Below are 18,231 nucleotides of genomic sequence, written 5' to 3'. Positions count from 1 at the left end.
CTTGAGCGATCTGATGGGGCGATCTAACAGGGGAGACGGGGCCGCAAACGTCCCGGACACGCGATGCTGAGCGTTCCGACGCTGTGGACGGTGTTCGTCATCAATTTTCTCGCGCTGGGTCTGATCTGGGCCTACGTGATCCGCAGCTATCCGTCGTTCTATGCCGCGCGATACTGGACCGGCTCCTCGTTCGTGGCGGCGGCAGGCGCGGCCGTGGCGATGCTGCGCGTCATGACCGACGCACTCTGGCCGCTGCTCATCGCGGGCACCGCGATGATTTTCGCGCTCTGCCTCGCCGCGATGGGCGTCCAGAAATTCTTCGAAAAGCCGGTGTCGTGGCGCGCCACCTGGCTGGTCATGGGGCTGAGCTTCGCCGGCCTTTCCTTTTTCATGTTCGCCTATGACAGCGCGCCGGCGCGCATCACCATCTTCACCATCGCCCAGGTTCTTCCGCTGGCGCTGAGCATCAAATTGCTGCTGACCCCGCATCAGGGCCGCGTCAATCCGGGTGCGCGGCTGGCTGCCATCGTCGCCAGCCTCATCATCGCCATCTATGGAGTCCGGCTGGTCGGCGGCATCGTCGGCAATGTCAACTACATGCATTTCAGCCCGGTGCAGTCGGGTATGATCCTGGTGATGGTGTTCCTGTCGATGGCGCTGAATTTCGGCTTCCTGCTGATGGCGATGGACCATCTGCGCAGCGAAGTCGCCGATCTGGCGCTGCTCGACGACCTCACCGGCGTCGGCAACCGCCGCCATTTGGTGCAGCGCCTGACCGAGGAATGCGCCCGCTCGGAGCGCAGCAACCAGCCGTTCGCGCTGCTGGTGATCGACCTCGACGGCTTCAAGGGCATCAACGACACCTACGGTCACGCCGCCGGCGACGCCTGCCTGCAGCATTTCACCCTGATGGCGCAAACCCGCCTGCGCCCCGGCGACATGCTGGCGCGGTCGGGCGGCGACGAGTTCTGCATCGTGCTGCCGTCCTCGACCTTGCGCGAGGGCGCGATGATCGCGCGCCGGGTACTGGAAGTATGCCGCGCCGATGCCGAACAATGCATGGGCAAGGATATTCCGATCTCGGTCTCGATCGGCGTCGCACAATGGACCCGGGAGATGGGGGCGTTCCCCGACCGTCTGATTGCGGCCGCCGACCACGCGCTCTACGACGCCAAGAAGGGCGGCCGAAACTGCTTTGCGACCTACGAGCCCGCGCCGCCGCTGGCGCCCGGGATCGAAATATCCGTGCTGGCGGATGCGAGCTTGCGCAAGCGCGCCTGAACCATGTTACTCAAGGGGTCGTCATTGGATCCTTAGCGTATGAAGCTCCGCCGCCTTGCGATTGCGCTCTGCGCCATCGCGTTCACTCTTCCCGCTGCTGCCCAAACGCCCGACCTCGCCACCATCGCGCGATCGTCCGGCACGCCCGAGATTCCGGGGTTGAAGATGGTCTGGCTGGCGCCATGGGGCGACGTTGCAAAGGCGCATCCCTGGCGCAACATCATCGTGCACCAGACCGAAGGCCCGGCCGGCTCGGCCCGCGGCGGTGCGCAGGCGCAATTCAAAAATCCGACGCGGCGCGGCGTCATGGTCTGGGTCGAAACCGACGGCACCGTGTACTGGGCGGTGCCGGAAAATCTGGTGCCGACCCACGGCGACGGCGGCAACCGCAACGACAACAAATACATCGACAACGGTCCGACCTTTCGTCAGGTGGTGGGCAACAATTCGGTCGGCGTGGAATTCGCCGGCAATTTTCCCGACGTGACGCGCGGCCCCACCGAGGCGCAGGTGGCGGCGTGGCGCATCCTGGTCAAGGTACTGCGCACGCGTTACGGCATCCCGCTGACGCGGGTCTATGCGCATAACTGGATCGACTTCAAGGACGCCCGGTATTGCGAAGGCTGCGAGCTTGCAAAGCTGGCGCGGGAGTGGGGCGAATAAGCTCTCAGTCTCGGCGCGCTGCTGGAGCACGTTGAACCAGTCCACCAGTCAGTATCGAGGATTATCTGCGGCGTATTAGTGAGTTCGTCGTCCCGGCCTTGAGCTCAGATGTGCAATTGCACATCGGGGGACCCATAGCCACAAATATTCATTGATGCGACGTGGTAAGAAAGGCAACTAACACTGCCCTCTCACATCGGCTGCGGGGTATGGGTCCCCGCCTTCGCGGGGACGACAGCGGAGGTGTAGAACCAGCACCCCCCAAAACAAAAAAGCCGGCGTTGCCGCCGGCTTTCGTCGTTCATTGCCTTGGCCGCGAAATCAGTGCGCGGCTTCGAGCACGGCGGCTTCCTGCCGGGCAATCGTGCCCTTGACGGCCGACTGCACCTTCTCGAAAGCACGGACCTCGATCTGCCGCACGCGCTCGCGCGACACGCCGAATTCGGCGGCGAGGTCTTCCAGCGTCATCGGCTCTTCCGCCAGACGCCGCGCCTCGAAGATGCGGCGTTCGCGCGGGTTGAGCACACCGATGGCGCCGTTCAGCGCCTGCCGACGATGATCGAACTCCTCGTGTTCAGCCATGATGGCTTCCTGGTTGGGCGAGTTATCGACCAGCCAGTCCTGCCATTCGCCGGCTTCACCGTCATCGCGGATCGGAGCGTTGAGCGACGCGTCGCCACCGAGGCGGCGGTTCATGTCGATCACGTCCTGATTCGTCACGCCGAGGCGCTTGGCAATGATCGCCACCTGATCGGGGCGGAGATCGCCCTCGTCCAGCGCGGAGATCTTGCTCTTCGCCTTGCGCAGGTTGAAGAACAGCTTTTTCTGGTTCGCGGTGGTGCCCATTTTCACGAGCGACCAGGAACGCAGAATGTACTCTTGTATTGACGCCTTGATCCACCACATGGCGTAGGTAGCGAGTCGGAAGCCCTTTTCGGGTTCGAACCGCTTGACCGCCTGCATCAGGCCGACATTGCCTTCCGAGACGACCTCGGAAATAGGCAGGCCGTAGCCGCGATAGCCCATGGCGATCTTGGCGACGAGCCGGAGATGGCTGGTGACAAGGTGATGTGCCGCGTCGCGATCGTCATGTTCACGCCAACGCTTGGCGAACATGTATTCCTGCTGGGGTTCCAGCATCGGAAATTTGCGGATCTCGGCGAGGTACCGGGAAAGACCGGATTCTCCATTGAGAACCGGTAACGTAGCTGTACGGGCCATTTAGCGCCCTCCAGTGGTTCAGGCCCCCGATAGCGGCGGGCCCGGCAGACGGCCGCTGTGTTAAAGCCAGCCGGGCTGCGATGTTCCGCGTTGGATATTCAACGCAGGTGCAACATACACCAAATGGGGGCCAATAGGGAAGGATTGCTGACGTCACGTCCCCGTGTGCCAGCTATAACCTGTTGTCATAGCAACGCTTTTCTGGATCGGCTGCGTCATAGCGCCGCTTCGAGGGCGCCTTTCAAGAGAAGCAAATCCTCCGGCAAAGCCGCTTCCCAGTGCAAAAGCTCTCCGGTCCGGGGATGCTCCAAGGTAAGCAGGTAGGCGTGCAGGGCCTGCCGGCCGAGGGCGGCCAAGGCCGTCTGACCTCCAGGCCGGAGCTGGCCGGCCTTGGTCTTGAAGTGCGGGCCATAGACCGCGTCGCCCATCAGGGGGTGGCCGATATGGGAAAGATGCACCCGGATCTGATGGGTCCGTCCGGTCTCGAGTTGGCAGGCCAGCAGTGAGGCGACCGGTTTGCCGTCCCGACCATTGAAGGCCGCCTGCAACTCCCAATGAGTAACCGCTTCACGGCCGCTGTCGCGGACCGCCATTTTCTCGCGGGCAAAGGGATGCCGGTCGATCGGCGCATTGACCGTGCCGCGCTGGCGGTTCGGCACGCCCCAGATAAAGGCCATATAGCCGCGCCGCATTGGGCCGGTACGGCCATGGTCGGCGAATTGCGCCGTGAGTGATTGGTGCGCGCGGTCGTTTTTGGCGACGACCATCAACCCCGTCGTGTCTTTGTCGAGCCGGTGCACGATGCCCGGGCGGCGGACGCCGCCGATGCCGGAAAGGCTTGCGCCGCAATGGGCAATCAGCGCGTTGACGAGCGTGCCGGTTTCATGGCCGGCAGCGGGATGCACGACCAGGCCCTTTGGCTTGTCGATGACGATAATGTCCTCATCCTCGAACACGATATCGAGCGCGATATCCTCGCCCTTTGGCTCGGGCGGGGTGGCCTCCGGGACGTCGATTGTGATCGTATCGCCTTTGGCAACATGATAAGCGGGGTCGCGAATGGGGGTGCCCTTGGCGGTGACGGAACCGGCGAGGATCAACGCCTTCAGGCGGGACCGCGACAGTTCGGGGCGAAGCACCGCGAGCACACGGTCGAGCCGGGGCGATCCTTCGTCGCCGCCGACCGTGACCTCCAGCCTCTCGCCGTTATTCGAAGACGTGACTTGTTCCAAAGAAGAGCCTTTGCATGACTGAAACCGTTGCGCCCGAACCGACCCCCGAACAGGCCGCGCTGTTTGCGCGGGTGCGGCGGATGATGCTGATCGCAGGCCTGACCTCGGCGCTCGCCGTCGCCATCGTCCTGACCGCCATCGGCTATCGTCTTTATCGCAGCGAGGGAAGCCCCGCAGCGATATCAGATACCACGGCGACGCTGCCGAAAGGCGCCCGTATCGTCTCCACCGGCGTCGCCGGCGACCGGCTGGTCGTGACCCTCGATATCGGCGGCGTAACTGAAATCCGCACATTTGATGCAAAGACGCTGAAACCTGCAGGGCAGCTGAAGTTCGTGAGCGAGCCCTGAGCGGAGCGATCAACGGCCGCTCGTCGAACTCAACTTCAGAATGCAAGGTGATTTTTCGCGTAGCAGCAACGCTGGCAAGTTGGACGCTCGCCATTTTTTTGGCTGAGTTGCACGCTCAGCTTGCGTCATGTCGGAATCCAACCCCAGCGCCGCGGTTCCCATCGACGACATCGTCGAACACGATGGCGCGGTTTCATGTTCCGATCCGACGCGGCGCGCGATGTTGCTGACGGCGCTTGCGACTTGCGCCTGTCTTGCTGCTCCAGAGCCCTCCGTTGCGGAGGATGATCAGCCCGGCAGCAATCTGCGGCCGCAAAAAGCCGACACGCTCGTTTTCTCGGAAGGGGACCGCGCGGGCGAGGTCATCAAGCCCGAGGATTTGAAGCTCGGCGGGCCTCCCGTGCGCGCCTGGCCAAAGGACCCCAAGACCGCCGTGATCCGCAAGGGCTCGCGGTTGAACGAGCTTTTGGTGGTCAGGCTCGATCCAGCCGAGCTGGACGACGACACGCGATCACGCAGCGCCGACGGCATCGTCGCCTATTCGCTGATCTGTTCGCACACGGGATGCCCCGTCACCGGCTGGGTGAAACAGGCCTCGGGCGACAAGCTCGTGTTCAAATGTGCCTGCCACAACTCCGAATATGATCCGCGGGAAAGCGCAAAAGTCCTGTTCGGGCCGGCGCCGCGGCGACTGGCGGCGCTTCCGCTGGCGATCTCCGATGGTGCCCTCACCGTCACTGCAACATTCATCGGAAAGGTAGGTACCTAACGCGGGGATGAAGCCGCATCGGGTTTTCGCACGACCATGGAATGAATGAAAAAAAACAAAACAGGGAGGTTGCGTCTCATGACCGCGAAACAATGGTTATTGTCGAGCTCTGTCGCATTCACGTGCCTTGTCTCAGCCGCCGCCGGCGCTGGACCGATCGAGAATTACAGCCCGGTGACGTCGGCCCGCCTCGAAAAACCCGAACCCGGCAACTGGATGCTGTATCGCAGGACTTATGACGGGCAGGGCTACAGCCCGCTCGACCAGATCAACACCTCGAACGTCAAGGACCTCACGCCGGTATGGACCTTCTCGACCGGTGTGGTCGAAGGCCATGAGGCGCCGCCGATCGTCAACAATGGCGTGATGTTCGTCGCGACGCCTGCGGGGCAGGTGATCGCGCTCAATGCCAAGACTGGCGACGAGTACTGGCGATACAAGCGCCAGCTTCCCGACGATCTCTTTCAATTGCATCCGACCAACCGCGGCGTCGGATTGTGGCAGGACAAGTTGTATCTCGCGACCACCGACGATCACGTCGTCGCGCTCGACGCCAAGACCGGCAAGGTGCTGTGGGACACCAAGGTTCAGGACTACAAGAAGGGTCAGTACCTGACGCTGATGCCGCTGATCGTCGACGGCAAGGTGATCGTCGGCGGTTCCGGTGGTGAATTCGGCGTGCGCGGATATGTTGTCGCGTACGATGCCGAGAACGGCAAGGAACTGTGGCGCACCTTTACGATTCCGGGTCCAGGCGAGCCCGGGCACGAAACCTGGACCGGTGACGACTGGAAATCGGGCGGCGCGCCGGCCTGGATGACCGGCAACTACGACATCGAAACCAAGACCATCTATTGGGGCACCGGCAATGCCGCACCCTGGCCGGGCAATACTCATCCCGGCGACAATCTCTACTCAACCTCGGTGCTCGCGCTCGCCCCCGAGAACGGAAGGATAAAGACATACTTCCAGTACCATCAGAACGATTCATGGGACTGGGACGAGGTCGAGGCGCCGATGCTGGTCGACCTGCAAAAGGACGGTCGCACCATCAAGAGCCTGATTCATCCCGGCCGCAACGCGATCTTCTGGGTGCTCGAGCGCAAGGCGGACAAGATCAACTACGTCAGCGGCTGGCCCTTTGTTCACACCGACGTCTGGAAAGGAATCGAGCCGGAGACCGGCAGGCCGATCGTCGATCCCGCGCACAAGCCGGTGATTGGCAAGCGGGTCGAGTTCTGTCCGTCACTGTGGGGCGGCAAGGATTGGCCGTCGGCGGCCTATAGCCAGAAGACCGGCCTGGTCTACGTGCCCGCCAACGAGAATTTCTGCGGCGGCTTCACCGGCGAGAAAGTGCCGCTGGTTGCGGGCCAGCTTTGGCTCGGCACCAAGCCCGAGGACATCGGCCTGAAGGTTCGCCCCGGCGCTGATCATTTTGGCGAACTGCAGGCGTGGGATCCGGCCACCGGGAAAAAGGTCTGGCAGCAGAATTTCCCCAAATCGCAATTGTTCGGCTCGGTGACTGCGACGGCGGGTGACCTCGTTTTCGTTGGCGGCACCAACGACCGCATGTTCCGTGCCTACCACGCCAAGACGGGCGAGAAGTTGTGGGAGCAGAAGACCAACTCCGGCATCGTGGGCATGCCGATCGCCTATGAGGTCGACGGCACGCAATATATCGCCGTGCAGTCCGGCTGGGGCGTGGATGCACAACGCATCCAGGACGCGCTGGCGACGCAGAATAACGTGGGTGTCGAGAACAACGTGCCGCAAGGCGGCGTCGTCTGGGTATTCGCCGTCAAGAAGTGACGGCCGAACAAATCGGCGGATAGAGCGGTCTGGAGAGCGGCGGGTTCAACCCGCCGCTTTCTATTTCAAGTCATTTGCCCTTGGAATCGACCTTCGACTTTTCGGTTTCGTTCATCTGCTTGATGGTCGGATCCCGGCTGGCTTCGCCGGTGGTTTGCGTCGTCGTGGCTGCTGGCCCGCTGCTTGGAATCGAAGTCTGGCCTGACGGCGTTTTTGCCGGCCGGGTTGCCGTTGTGTCCGGCGCGGCGTTGGTCTGGGCGTTCGCTGCCTGCATGTCAAAAAGAAGGACGCCCGACAGCATGGCTGCCGCGAGCGTCCCTAACCTCACCATCGTGATTTTCATCGACATTTTCATCGACCTAGCTCCTGTCAGATCGATGAAAACGGCCACAGCCCTTTAACGTTCCTTGTCACGCCTCCAGTTGCTTGCCGATCGGCAGGCTCCGGATGCGCTTTCCGGTGGCGGCGAAGATCGCGTTGATCAACGCCGGCGCGAACGGCGGCACGCCGGGTTCGCCGACGCCGCTGGGCGGCGTGTCGGGCCCCGGCGGCACGATATAGACGTGGGTCACCAGCGGTGACTCGTCCATCCGGATCACAGGGAAATCGTCGAAATTGCCCTGTTGCACCTTGCCGTCCTTGAAGGTGATCTCGCCATGTTTGGCAAGGCTCAGCCCCATGATCGCAGCGCCCTCGATCTGGGATTCGATGCGCTCCGGATTGACATAGGTTCCGCAATCGATCGCGGTATCGACCCTGGGCACCGTGAACTTGCCCTTGTCGTCAACGGCGACCTCGACGATGGTCGCGATGTAGCTGACGAAACTCCGGTGCACGGCGATGCCGAGCCCGTGGCCTTTCGGCACGGACCGTCCCCAGCCGCCCTTGTCCGCGACGAGCTCGACCACCTTGCGAAGGCGGGCGGTGTCGATCGGATAGCTGCTATAGGGCTCGCCGTAGTTCCAGGGGTCCTTCACCGACGACAGGTTGACGAGGCGCGGCGATCCGATCAGCTCCAGCAGCATGTCCTTCGGGTCGCGCTTGGTAGCAGAAGCGATTTCGGCGACCATGGACTGGACCGCGAAGGCGCGCGGGATGTTCGACACCGCACGGAACCAGCCGATGCGGGTATGCGCGGCCGCCTCCGGATTCTCGCATTGCAGGTTGGCGATCTCGAACGGATTGTCGATCAGTCCCATGCCGAGTTCGAACGGCGCCTCATGCTTCGCACCAGCTGCGAAGGTCGAGGCAATCGTCGGGGCGACGCTGCGGTGCCGCCACGCGATTACCTTGCCGCTCTTGTCTAGCCCGGCCTCGATGCGTTCCACCGAGACGGTGTGCAGGAAGCCGTGACGAACATCGTCCTCTCGCGTCCATTGCACCTTCACGGGCGCACCGAGTTCCTTCGACAGCAGTGCCGCCTCGATCGCGAAATCGCATTTCGATTTGCGCCCGAAGCCGCCGCCGAGCAGCGTGACGTTGACGGTGACGTTGGCGTCGGGGATGCCGAGTGTCTTGGCGACGTCTTCGCGCGTGCCCCCGGCACTTTGCACCGGCGCCCAGATTTCGCACCTGTCGCCTTTGACGTCGGCGACCGCGACCGGCGGCTCCATGCTGACATGCGCCAGATGCGGCAAATAATACTCAGCCGCGATCACCTTGTCGGCGCCTTTCAACGCCGCATCGGCGTCGCCTTCCTTGCGCACCACCAGTCCCGGTTTTCGCGCGGCCTCTTCCAGCGAAGCCCGGTAGGCGACCGAGTCGTATTTGCCGTTGGCGCCGTCATCCCAGACGATCTTCAGCGCGTCGCGCCCCTTGATCGCAGCCCCGGTGTTGCGGGCGATCACGGCAACGCCACCGAGCGGCTGGAATTTGGATGGCCACGGCCAGCCCTTGACCTCCAATACCTTCTCGACTCCAGAGACCTTCATCGCTTCCGCCGCGTCGAACGACTTCACCTTGCCGCCGGTTACCGGCGGACGGGCGATGACGGCGTATTTCATGCCCGGCAGACGGATATCGGCGCCGTAATGCGCCTTGCCGACGGTGATGTCCCTGAGGTCGACGATGCCGATCTGGCCCTTGCCAAGATAGCGGAAATCCTTCGGGTCCTTCAGCTTCAAGCCTTCGATGCCGGGCACCGATTCCTTGGCGGCATCGGCGGCAAGATCGCCAAAGCCAAGCTTGCGTCCGCTCGCAGCGTGGACCACCTCGTGATTGCGGGCCTTCACCTCGGTCGCCGGCACGCCCCAGCGCTTGGCGGCGGCGGCCTCCAGCATCGAGCGTGCCGAGGCGCCGATCTGGCGCATCGGCATCAGATAATGCCGCGTGCTGCGCGAGCCGTCGGTATCCTGGTTGCCGTATTTGGCCTCGTTGCCGGGCGCCTGCTGAACGCGGACGCGCGACCAGTCGGCTTCCATCTCCTCGGCGACGATCAGCGGCAGGCTGGTGCGCACGCCGGTTCCCATCTCGGCGCGGTGGCCGACGATGGTGACGATGCCGTCGGGCGCGATCGAGACGAACACGCGTGGATCGACCACGGTGCCGTGCGGCATCTTCGATGCGCCGGTCTCATAGGCGGCGAAAGCCGGGCGTGACATCACGGGCGCCGCGAGCGCAAAGCCGCCGGCGATGCCGAGGCCCCTCAGGATGCTGCGGCGGGAAACGTTCTCGACCTTGAGGTGCCGCTCAAAGCCACGGAGTTTTTTGGGATTGGTGAGGATATTCATGATCACACCCCCGTTGACGCGAGATGCACGGCATTCTCGATGCGCTGGTAGCAGCCGCAGCGGCAGATGTTGCCCGCCATCGCTTCGCGGATCTGGTCATGGGAAGGTTTTGGATTGTCCATCAATAGCGCGGCGCCCTGCATGATCTGGCCGGTCTGGCAATAGCCGCATTGCGGGACATTGAGCTGGCGCCAGGCCTTCTGCACCGGGTGATCGCCGGTCGGGTGCAGGCCCTCGATGGTGGTGACGTCGCGGCCGACTACGTCGGAAACCGAGGTGATGCAGGCGCGCACGGCCTGCTTGTCGATGATGACGGTGCACGAGCCGCACAGGGCCTGGCCGCAGCCATATTTGGTTCCCGTCAGTCCCACCTCATCCCGGAGAAACCAGAGTAACGGAAGATCCGGATCGCCATCCCAATTTTGTTCCTGGCCGTTTATCTTCACCTTGATCATGGCTGTCCCTCGCTCTTTTTAAGCTGTTGATCTGTTTGCGGCGCGAGCCGGAACACATTTCCATTCGCTCGGATCGCCGCGCGGGTTTCCCTGCCCCAAAGGCAATTTTCGTGAAGGCAATCTGGTTAAGGCAATTTGCTGTTTGCGGATGTCCTTTCGCGATTTGGCCGAGGCGCCCTCGGCATCAGGAATGCCGCGATGCTATCAGACGTTAACGACGCGGTGACTTCACAGACAGGTGTTTTGGATTTGCCGTTTGTCAGAAGCAGGGCTGCCGGGCGGTTGGCCGGTTTCCTCGCCACGGCGGAAGCCCGGCGACGGAGGAGATCGAGTTCATTCGACCGGCGTTGAAACGACAGCAGATGCGCGCTGAGTCTTCACTAAGTTCCGGATTGTCAGGGGCCGTCTTCTACCGGCTCGCCCCTTCGGCCGCCGCCATCGCTCAGTTGAAGGCGCCCTGAAGCCTGATTTCGATGCCAGACCGCCAAAATCACGCAAAACCATGGCCTTCAGCGCCTTGCAGCCGGACGATTTCGCGGCTATTCCCTCAAGCCAACGCTCCCTTCGTCTAGCGGTTAGGACGCGGCCCTCTCAAGGCTGAAACAGGGGTTCGATTCCCCTAGGGAGCGCCATAAATTCAAATAGTTAGTGGCCTGACAAAGCTGGGTGTCCAGTTAGTGTCGCGTCTGAAATCGCATTCTCGTATTCAAAGCGCACGCGCCCTCAAAGCTTGTCGGAATGATTCAGCGCCCTGAGCGGGCGCTTGTAGCGGGCGGTCATTCAACGTCGCCACGGCTCGAGCGGACCCAATCTGCTGCGCCTGACGCGCCTCGTATGGCGCCGTCGAATGCCGGGCGCAAATCGCTACGTGATCGCGGCGAAGCTTCCTCTGAATTCCTGCGAAATCTCGGCGCCGATCGACTCCAGTTCCAAAAGCGCGCTAGGCACCGTCGTCCATTGCGGCGAGGAGTGGCGTCCATCGCCCCGCCGCCTTGCGGCGATATCCTCGTCCATAGCGCGGCGCTCCGTCGCGTCGATCAGATGGGGGGCTTCAAAATAAATCAGCCTGCGACCGAGACGCCTCAACCGCTGATCGTCGAACTGCTGTACCAAGCGAACCCGATCCTCCCACCCGCGCAAATGAAACTGTCTGCACAGCTCGCGATCAGCGTCGGAGAAAAAGCCGGCTCCGTAGATCTGGAGTTCGATGTGCTCCGAGGGCAAGTAGATCCTTTCGGCGGCCGCGGCCGCGCGCGTCAGTTTCTCCATGAAATCTGGGTCTGCCCTGACTGAGGATGCGGATCGCATCAGATCCGCTTCCGATGTCTCGCCGAACAGCGGTTGTTCGATGTCCCATAACGGATAAAGAAGCGGGGAGCCGTTGACCTTGAGCCGGCGGATAGGTCGCGGTTCGATCTTCATGCGTTCCGTCAGATCGGATTCGTCGAGTTTTCTCAGTGCGTCAAGGTCAACGGTCAGGTCGAGGCAGTAGTGGACGTTTCCGTCCCGCGGACTGATGCCCACCCTGGTCAGGAAGTGCATGACGCGCGGGGAGCCGTAAAAATCGAAATATGCGAAGGCATCCTCGTCCCTTACGAAATCGACGACGGAAGTCTTGGAGGAGAAGCGAAGAAAAGCTGACCATAACTCGGGTGCGCCGCTCCGAACCAGCCGGCAAAGTCCAAGGGTCGCGTCGACGTCGTGAGCGGCGTCGTGCGTCTTGCCGGGTGCGATGCCGTTGGCGGCGGCGAGCGGGCCGAGCCTGTAGACATCCGCGCCATCCGCGCCTACGCCCGGACGGATGACCGAGGGGTGTAGCGTTCCGGCGGCACGCACAAGGTTAAGAACGTCAGCACGGGCGTTTCTGTTCGTGTTGGTCAGGAAAATCGGATGCAGGCACTGGTAGAATGCCTGGCGGAGGAATTCCTCGTCGAATGAGATGGAGTTGAAGCCGAGAAACACGGAAGGCGACCACGACGAGAGAACGCGGGCGATGGTGCAGACCATGCCGTAGTGGGTTGGTCGCGAGGTGTCCGTCACGTCGGCGAGCGCCGCTCTCGTGAGATGCAGCGCTTTCGGCGACGGCACGACTTGAGGCATCAGCCGGCATCGCGTCTCGAACCGCTCGGTCTCGACCAGATCGACGCCCGTCCTCACGGCCGCGAACTGGAGAATTTGGTCGAAGCGCTTGTTCAGACCGCTGGTCTCGACATCGTAAAAGACGAAGGCCACGCTGTTGCCGCCTAGATGTTCTCGAGCCTGTACTGGAATGCGGTGAGACTTACCCTGAAGCGCTTGGCCAGGGCGATGAGGTAATCGTCGTCGTTCAGGTCGCCCGGCCGCTCCGCCAGCGCCTGTCGGATCAGCTTCGCCGGCAGCAGCAGTTCGGACGCGAACGCGTTGGCCTGGATCTCGAGCGGATCGGTACCCTGCGCCGAGGTCGGATCTCGCGGGATGAAATTCCTGCTTTTGTCTATCATGACCGACGTCTCGAGATGCGGTCGGTGGAGGACAATGTGGCCCAGCTCGTGCGCGATCGTGAAGCGCTGCCTGTTGGGATGGTGATTTGAGTTCACGCCGATGATCGGCGTGCCTTCGCGGAGGAATGCCATCCCTGACAGTTCGTCGTCGAAGGGACTGTATTCGACCCTGACACCGAGCGCCCTGGCGAGCTTCTCCACCGGAACAGGGGGGGCCTTGAGTCCGAGTTTCTCGACAAGCGCACACGCCTGCTCCTTCGCGAACTCGCTCATTTCTCGACTCCGGCTTTTCGGCGGACAAACTGTTCGATCTGAGCCTTCTGCACGTCGTTGACCTCGCTACCCACCAGCCGCACGGGGCCGCTCGCCTGCTCGAACGAAAAGCTCGCCGGAACGAGTTCCATGATCGAGTCGGCCTTGAGGGCGGTCGCCAGCTTGTAGACTTGATGCAGCATCAGCTTCTGACGGCCGCTCTCGATGTTCGCGAGTGACGCTCTAGTTAGGCCAATCTGATCGGCCACTTCTGCTTGCTTAAGACGCAACTTCTTTCTCCGCGCCGCCAGTTCGGCGCCGACAATCCGATAAATTTCCAAATCAGCCATGGTAGCTAGAGAATCTCAATTCGATTCCGGCGTCAATCAGCCAAACAATTTTGTTTCTATTACAAACATTACATTTATTTAATATTAGATTACCAACTTTTGGCCACAAAGGCGGCGTAGCATCTTAGCAACGGAAGTCGTCGTGACTGCGGCCTCCTGAACCTCAAAGGAGCCTATGATGGCGACCGATAATCACGAGACGGCGAAGGAGAGCCCCAAGAAGCAGGTGTTTACCTTCTTCGTTAGCGGGAAAAAGTACGAGACCGACCAAGAGTCCCTGACCGGGCTTCAGATCAAGGCTCGCGTCGCGGATTGGGACCCCAGCCATGATCTGGTGCTCGAGGGCCATGGCAACGATCCGGACAGGATCATCGCGGACGGCGAATCGGTGCCCCTGGACAAAGACAAGGGCCCCCTTCGGTTCTCGTCTGCCCCGAAGGCGAACTTCGGCTGAAGATGGGCCCTCTGGACGCCCAGTTGGACGAGCTAAGGGATCGTTACGGTGACGTGGCGACGACAATGCTTCCCAGCGGCACGACCCTAGTCACGATCCCCAGCGTTAGGTTGCCACCAGGCTGGAGTAAGCCCGCGACCTCAATCCGGTTTCTGGTACCGCCGGGATACCCGTTCGCCGCCCTCGATTGCTTTTGGGCGGATCATGACCTCATGCTCGACGGAAACCGCGTGCCCATGAACGCAGCCCACGCCAATCCCATACCCGAGGACGGCGCTCCAGGTTTGTGGTTCTCTTGGCATCTAACCCAGCCATGGAATCCCAATCGAGACACGCTCTCGAGTTGGATGAACACGATTGTCGAGCGAATGAGGCGTCTGCAGTGAGCAGGCTCAGATTCGCCAGTCCAATGTTCGACAATCTGGCCAGCGATCTCCTCGGGGATCGGTCGGTGGAGAGCTGTGCCATCGTCTATGCAAAGCACGAGATGGCAACGGGGACGTGGATCGCGCATGCTGCGACGCCTGTGCCGGATAGTGCATATGTACGGCGCGACGCGATCTCGGCAGTATTGCGTGCTGCATACCTTGTCGAGGTAGCGAACCAGGCGCGCCCGGCCCGTGACAGCGTGGTTCTCGTGCATACGCACCCCATGGAAACCGGATTCCCCCGCTTCTCGCCGATCGATGACGATGGGGAGATCGCGCTCGCGGACTATTTCGATCGTCGCGTTCCGAATGGCGTCCACCTGGCAATGGTTATCGGACCGGACGGGTGTCGCGCTCGCCGGCTGGGCCACAAAACAGACATTCCGGTTTGGGACGTAGGCAAGCGGCTGGTATCCCGGTCGTCCAACGTTTTCGCGGTGGCCGCGGAGGCCCTCCACGATCGTCAAGTCCGAGCATTCGGTTCATCCGGCCAGCGCATCGTGGCCTCGTTACGAGTCGGAGTCGTGGGGGTTGGTGGTACGGGGTCGGTGCTGGTGCAGCAACTGGCGCATCTCGGTGTTTCGGATTTCACGCTAGTGGACCCTGACGTTGTCGAGCCGACAAACCTCAATCGCTTGGCCTGTGCGGGTATCGCCGACGTTGGGCAGCCGAAGACCCTAGTCGCGGAGCGCAGCATTCGTACCGTCGCTCCTGCCGCGCGGGTCCGACGGCTGGACCGCGATGTTGTGGAGGAGGACGTCGCGCACGAACTGACGAAGCTCGATTTCCTCTTCTTGTGCACCGACTCGCATGCGAGCAGGGCGGTGATCGGTCAGCTCGCCTACCAGCATCTCGTACCGGTCATCGATATGGGCGTGAGCGTCACGGTACGCGACGGCGCCGTCACGCACATAACCGGCCGCACACAGATGCTTTCGCCGGGATTGCCTTGCCTGACTTGCACCGGCGCGCTCGATGGCGAACAGATCCGACGAGAAATGCTGACTCCCGAACAGCGCGCGGCGGATCCGTACTTGCTGGGTGCTCATGAGCCGCAGCCTGCCGTCATGTCGATCAACTCGACGATGGCTTCTCTTGCCGTAACGATGTTCTTGGGGGCGGTCACGCCGATGCCGGCAAACTCCCGCTTCCAGCTATATGACGGCATCCGAGGTACGGTTAGGCCGACCACCGCTCGAATTGTGCACGGCTGCCTGGTCTGCTCACACGCCGGCGCGCTGGCCAAGGGAAGTTTTTGGCCGCTACCGATCCGGCCGGCGACCCGCCATGATTGAAAATCGCCGCGAAGTTCTATGGTTCGGCGCGGAACCGATCAATGAGGTCCGACGCGAGTTCGAACAGAGAAGTTTGAGCTTACGCCATTGCGGTCTCGAACATGCTGTCGAGCCTGCCGGCGCATGCGCCGCCATTTTCTGGTTTGGGATTGATGTGCCAGATTTCTTGGTATCGCTCGCCCGGCGCCACGCCCGCATGCTAGTGGATTATAACGTCACGGTGTACCTGGTTGCGAGCGATGATGCGGCTATGGGCCGCTTGCAACGCCTTGCCGCCGAGATCCTTGGCATTCCCGGCGTCGTGGCACGAACCGATCCGCCGGCGCACGCCCTCGCGGAAGGCGCGGCGCGGCACGATGCGGGCCCCAAGCCGCGGATGGACCTGAAAATCAAGTTCGCCGACAATCGGGAGCCGGTACGCGATGCCGACAAGGCGCTGTTCGAGCGCGCATTCTGGCATTGCAGCAGCATCACCTTGGTCGAGTTGACTGGAGGTCGTTCCGATGCTCGTGTTTTTGCGGTTCACATGACCGTGGCAACTTCGAATGCCGGTGTCTGGCCTCAACCGGCCTTCGCAAAGCTCGATAGACGTGACAAAATTGCGCGAGAGTACTCGAACTACGACGAGTACGCCGACAGGTTTATCCCTTTCGGTCTCAGGCCGAATATACACGACATGATCACAGGCACGGAACGCAGCCTCTTGGTCGGCAACTTCGTCGACCGGTCAGAATCCTTGTGGGATCTGACCCGTCGCAGCGTCGCCGCCCAAGCTGTCACCTCGCTCATCGAAGAGACGCTTTGTGGCTGGAGGGATCAAGCCTACGCAAACGATCCTGTCGAGGGCGCGGTCGCTAGGGCCATGGCGGGCCTTTGTAATCCAAAAAACGTCAACCCTCGCTATCCCGAGGCGGCGTTGCGCGATGGCGTCGCGATCGGGCCCAACGAAATTTGGGACCGGTTATGCGGTCTGAAACAACGTTATCGTATGGCCCCCGCTCATGGCGACCTTCACGGCGAAAACGTTCGCGTGCGAAATGGTCAGGCAATTCTGATCGATCTGGCGTCGGTTTTGCGGGAAGCGCCTCTCACGGTTGATCTGGCCGCTCTCGAAACGTGGTTCGCGTTCCAGCTGCCACCGGAGTGCGATCCGAACGCATACGAGGATTTGGCATGGTGGGCCGAGATCGAGCGTCTTTATGCTCCAGGAACTTTCATTCATCCTCCGGGCCCTTGCGAGCCGACCGCGAAGCACTGCTGGATGTCTACAGTCGTCAGACAGCTAAGGCGAATGGGGATCGCTGCACAGTCCTGCGGGACTGAATATCAGGCCGCAGTGGCAGTTCACCTTCTCCGGCGATGTCAATGGGACGACGGGCCGGCCGCCGATCGCTACCGTCGGACGAAAGGGTTCGTCGTCGCGGCGCGGCTGGCGGAAGATCTTGAAGGAAAAGCAAACGCATGACGAATCCAGCGAGATCGGTGCAGCTACGCGGAGAAGCGGAGTATCGCGACCAGGGCGAGAGTCTGCTTCAGAGGCCCGGCGATGCGGTTTTCGTGCGTCGCGGTGCGCTGCGGTCCGTTCTGATGAGTTGCCCTGATGGCTGCGGAGAAACCTTGGTGGTGAATCTGGACCCTCGTGCAGGAAAGGCCTGGCGGCTCGATACGCGAGGTGGAAACGTCACCATCTTTCCATCGGTCTGGCGCGAAGGAGGCTGCGGTAGCCATTTCATCGTTTGGCGCGGAAAAATACTGTGGTGCGATCGCTTCGAAGGCGGGAACGTGGAGCCCGCGTACGATGGCGTTTTGTTGGAGCGACGCGTCCTCACCGCCCTTCGCAAGAACACTTTGCGGAGTACCGAGGAAATTGCCGCCGAACTCGATGAAATTGCATGGGAGGTAATGCGTGCAGGGCACGCGTTGGTCCGACGGGGATTGGCTGTTTCTGGCGGTCTCAAACAACGCGATTGGTTTGCACTGGCCTGATCAATAAGGCTCCGACTTTGCGATCGGACGGCGCCCATCAGGGCTGGCTCCGGCATCCAGGGGTGATGGCGCAGTGCGCCTCCGATCATCGTCACCACCAATCCTGCGTTCGGAGATGCCTGGCCGGCAATCTGAACCCGTTTTCACCGGGCCCGCTTGCGCGGTGCCCGCCGCCCGCGCCTTGCCGCCCATGCGAAAGCATTGCGAAGTTTCAAACTGAGACACTACCGCACGGTGACATAGTCGCCGGCGATCATCTTCTCAACGGCGCTGTGAGGTCGGGCACGGCGGCGCGGAACTGGCGCGAAGCGAAGGCAGAGCCTTCGGGTCCGTGTGGACAGCCGGGCGCTAGTGACGGTGGCGAAAGCCTGCTCGGCAAAGCGTCATCGCCGCTGTTCCAGAAATCGTAGAAGGCGCGGGCCGCATGGTCGCATCGCGTTGCTCCTCAGCATCGGCGCGGCGACGGCCAGTTCGTAA

Annotated in this window: 18 protein-coding genes and 1 tRNA gene; 11 read left to right on the top strand and 8 right to left on the bottom strand. The window is 61.9% G+C overall.

Annotation, left to right across the window (positions count from 1 at the left end):
* The first annotated feature begins 63 nt into the window (after positions 1–63).
* Together JQ597_RS04740 and JQ597_RS04735 are read left to right on the top strand one after the other, a co-directional pair.
* Positions 64–1,281: a GGDEF domain-containing protein gene (locus JQ597_RS04740; protein ID WP_212263088.1), complete on the top strand. Its 1,218-nt coding sequence runs from the start codon at positions 64–66 to the stop codon at positions 1,279–1,281.
* Positions 1,282–1,320: 39 nt separating this feature from the next.
* Positions 1,321–1,944 (top strand): peptidoglycan recognition protein family protein, encoded by a 624-nt coding sequence (locus tag JQ597_RS04735; RefSeq protein ID WP_212263087.1) that lies wholly within the window; start codon positions 1,321–1,323, stop codon positions 1,942–1,944.
* 321 nt (positions 1,945–2,265) lie between these two features.
* Here JQ597_RS04735 and rpoH read toward each other — a convergent pair whose 3' ends face one another.
* Positions 2,266–3,165, bottom strand: coding sequence for an RNA polymerase sigma factor RpoH (gene rpoH, locus JQ597_RS04730; protein ID WP_192736706.1), 900 nt, complete (start codon positions 3,163–3,165; stop codon positions 2,266–2,268).
* A 215-nt stretch (positions 3,166–3,380) separates the two neighbouring features.
* Positions 3,381–4,361 (bottom strand): RluA family pseudouridine synthase, encoded by a 981-nt coding sequence (locus JQ597_RS04725; RefSeq protein ID WP_212263244.1) that lies wholly within the window; start codon positions 4,359–4,361, stop codon positions 3,381–3,383.
* Between the two features lie 50 nt (positions 4,362–4,411).
* Here JQ597_RS04725 and JQ597_RS04720 point away from each other — a divergent pair, with 50 nt between their 5' ends.
* From JQ597_RS04720 to JQ597_RS04710, 3 genes are all read left to right on the top strand, one after another.
* On the top strand, positions 4,412–4,747 hold the full coding sequence (locus JQ597_RS04720) for a hypothetical protein (protein WP_212263086.1): 336 nt from the start codon (positions 4,412–4,414) through the stop codon (positions 4,745–4,747).
* A gap of 127 nt (positions 4,748–4,874) precedes the next feature.
* Complete coding sequence (locus tag JQ597_RS04715) at positions 4,875–5,516, top strand: QcrA and Rieske domain-containing protein (protein WP_212263085.1); 642 nt, start codon at positions 4,875–4,877, stop codon at positions 5,514–5,516.
* Between the two features lie 78 nt (positions 5,517–5,594).
* On the top strand, positions 5,595–7,325 hold the full coding sequence (locus JQ597_RS04710; RefSeq protein WP_212263084.1) for a methanol/ethanol family PQQ-dependent dehydrogenase: 1,731 nt from the start codon (positions 5,595–5,597) through the stop codon (positions 7,323–7,325).
* A 70-nt stretch (positions 7,326–7,395) separates the two neighbouring features.
* Here JQ597_RS04710 and JQ597_RS04705 read toward each other — a convergent pair whose 3' ends face one another.
* The 3 genes from JQ597_RS04705 to JQ597_RS04695 are packed head-to-tail and all read right to left on the bottom strand — an operon-like array spanning position 7,396 to position 10,509.
* Positions 7,396–7,680, bottom strand: a complete 285-nt coding sequence (locus JQ597_RS04705; protein WP_249147370.1) for a hypothetical protein — start codon at positions 7,678–7,680, stop codon at positions 7,396–7,398.
* A 55-nt stretch (positions 7,681–7,735) separates the two neighbouring features.
* Entirely contained in the window at positions 7,736–10,054 is a 2,319-nt protein-coding gene (locus JQ597_RS04700; protein WP_212263083.1) for a xanthine dehydrogenase family protein molybdopterin-binding subunit, read from the bottom strand.
* Between the two features lie 2 nt (positions 10,055–10,056).
* Positions 10,057–10,509 (bottom strand): (2Fe-2S)-binding protein, encoded by a 453-nt coding sequence (locus JQ597_RS04695; protein ID WP_212263082.1) that lies wholly within the window; start codon positions 10,507–10,509, stop codon positions 10,057–10,059.
* 557 nt (positions 10,510–11,066) lie between these two features.
* Here JQ597_RS04695 and JQ597_RS04690 point away from each other — a divergent pair.
* Positions 11,067–11,141, top strand: a tRNA-Glu gene (locus JQ597_RS04690).
* 232 nt (positions 11,142–11,373) lie between these two features.
* Here the strand turns inward: JQ597_RS04690 and JQ597_RS38225 are convergent.
* From JQ597_RS38225 to JQ597_RS04675, 3 genes are read right to left on the bottom strand one after another with little or no spacing between them, the layout of a single operon-like run.
* Complete coding sequence (locus JQ597_RS38225) at positions 11,374–12,741, bottom strand: exonuclease domain-containing protein (RefSeq protein WP_212263081.1); 1,368 nt, start codon at positions 12,739–12,741, stop codon at positions 11,374–11,376.
* A gap of 11 nt (positions 12,742–12,752) precedes the next feature.
* A complete protein-coding gene (locus JQ597_RS04680) occupies positions 12,753–13,262 on the bottom strand; it encodes an ImmA/IrrE family metallo-endopeptidase (protein ID WP_212263080.1) in 510 nt (169 codons plus the stop codon).
* Entirely contained in the window at positions 13,259–13,591 is a 333-nt protein-coding gene (locus JQ597_RS04675) for a helix-turn-helix domain-containing protein (protein ID WP_212263079.1), read from the bottom strand. Before JQ597_RS04675 ends, JQ597_RS04680 begins: the two co-directional genes overlap by 4 nt.
* A gap of 178 nt (positions 13,592–13,769) precedes the next feature.
* On the opposite strand from JQ597_RS04675, the gene JQ597_RS04670 reads away from it, so the two are divergent.
* From JQ597_RS04670 to JQ597_RS04650, 5 genes are read left to right on the top strand one after another with little or no spacing between them, the layout of a single operon-like run.
* On the top strand, positions 13,770–14,045 hold the full coding sequence (locus JQ597_RS04670; protein WP_212263078.1) for a multiubiquitin domain-containing protein: 276 nt from the start codon (positions 13,770–13,772) through the stop codon (positions 14,043–14,045).
* Positions 14,046–14,047: 2 nt separating this feature from the next.
* On the top strand, positions 14,048–14,431 hold the full coding sequence (locus JQ597_RS38445; protein WP_502754245.1) for an E2/UBC family protein: 384 nt from the start codon (positions 14,048–14,050) through the stop codon (positions 14,429–14,431).
* Positions 14,432–14,454: 23 nt separating this feature from the next.
* On the top strand, positions 14,455–15,768 hold the full coding sequence (locus JQ597_RS04660; RefSeq protein WP_212263076.1) for a ThiF family adenylyltransferase: 1,314 nt from the start codon (positions 14,455–14,457) through the stop codon (positions 15,766–15,768).
* The gene (locus JQ597_RS04655) at positions 15,761–17,233 is read left to right on the top strand and encodes a hypothetical protein (protein WP_212263075.1); all 1,473 of its coding nucleotides are present in this window, start codon (positions 15,761–15,763) and stop codon (positions 17,231–17,233) included. The genes JQ597_RS04660 and JQ597_RS04655 overlap by 8 nt, the downstream gene beginning before the upstream one ends.
* On the top strand, positions 17,230–17,754 hold the full coding sequence (locus JQ597_RS04650; protein ID WP_212263074.1) for a ubiquitination-like system serine protease family protein: 525 nt from the start codon (positions 17,230–17,232) through the stop codon (positions 17,752–17,754). The genes JQ597_RS04655 and JQ597_RS04650 overlap by 4 nt, the downstream gene beginning before the upstream one ends.
* The last annotated feature ends 477 nt before the right edge of the window (positions 17,755–18,231 follow it).

Origin of the sequence: Bradyrhizobium sp. AUGA SZCCT0177, assembly GCF_018130125.1 — a bacterium.
In the GTDB taxonomy this organism is placed as follows: Bacteria; Pseudomonadota; Alphaproteobacteria; order Rhizobiales; family Xanthobacteraceae; genus Bradyrhizobium.
This window is presented reverse-complemented; position numbering and strand designations above follow the sequence as displayed.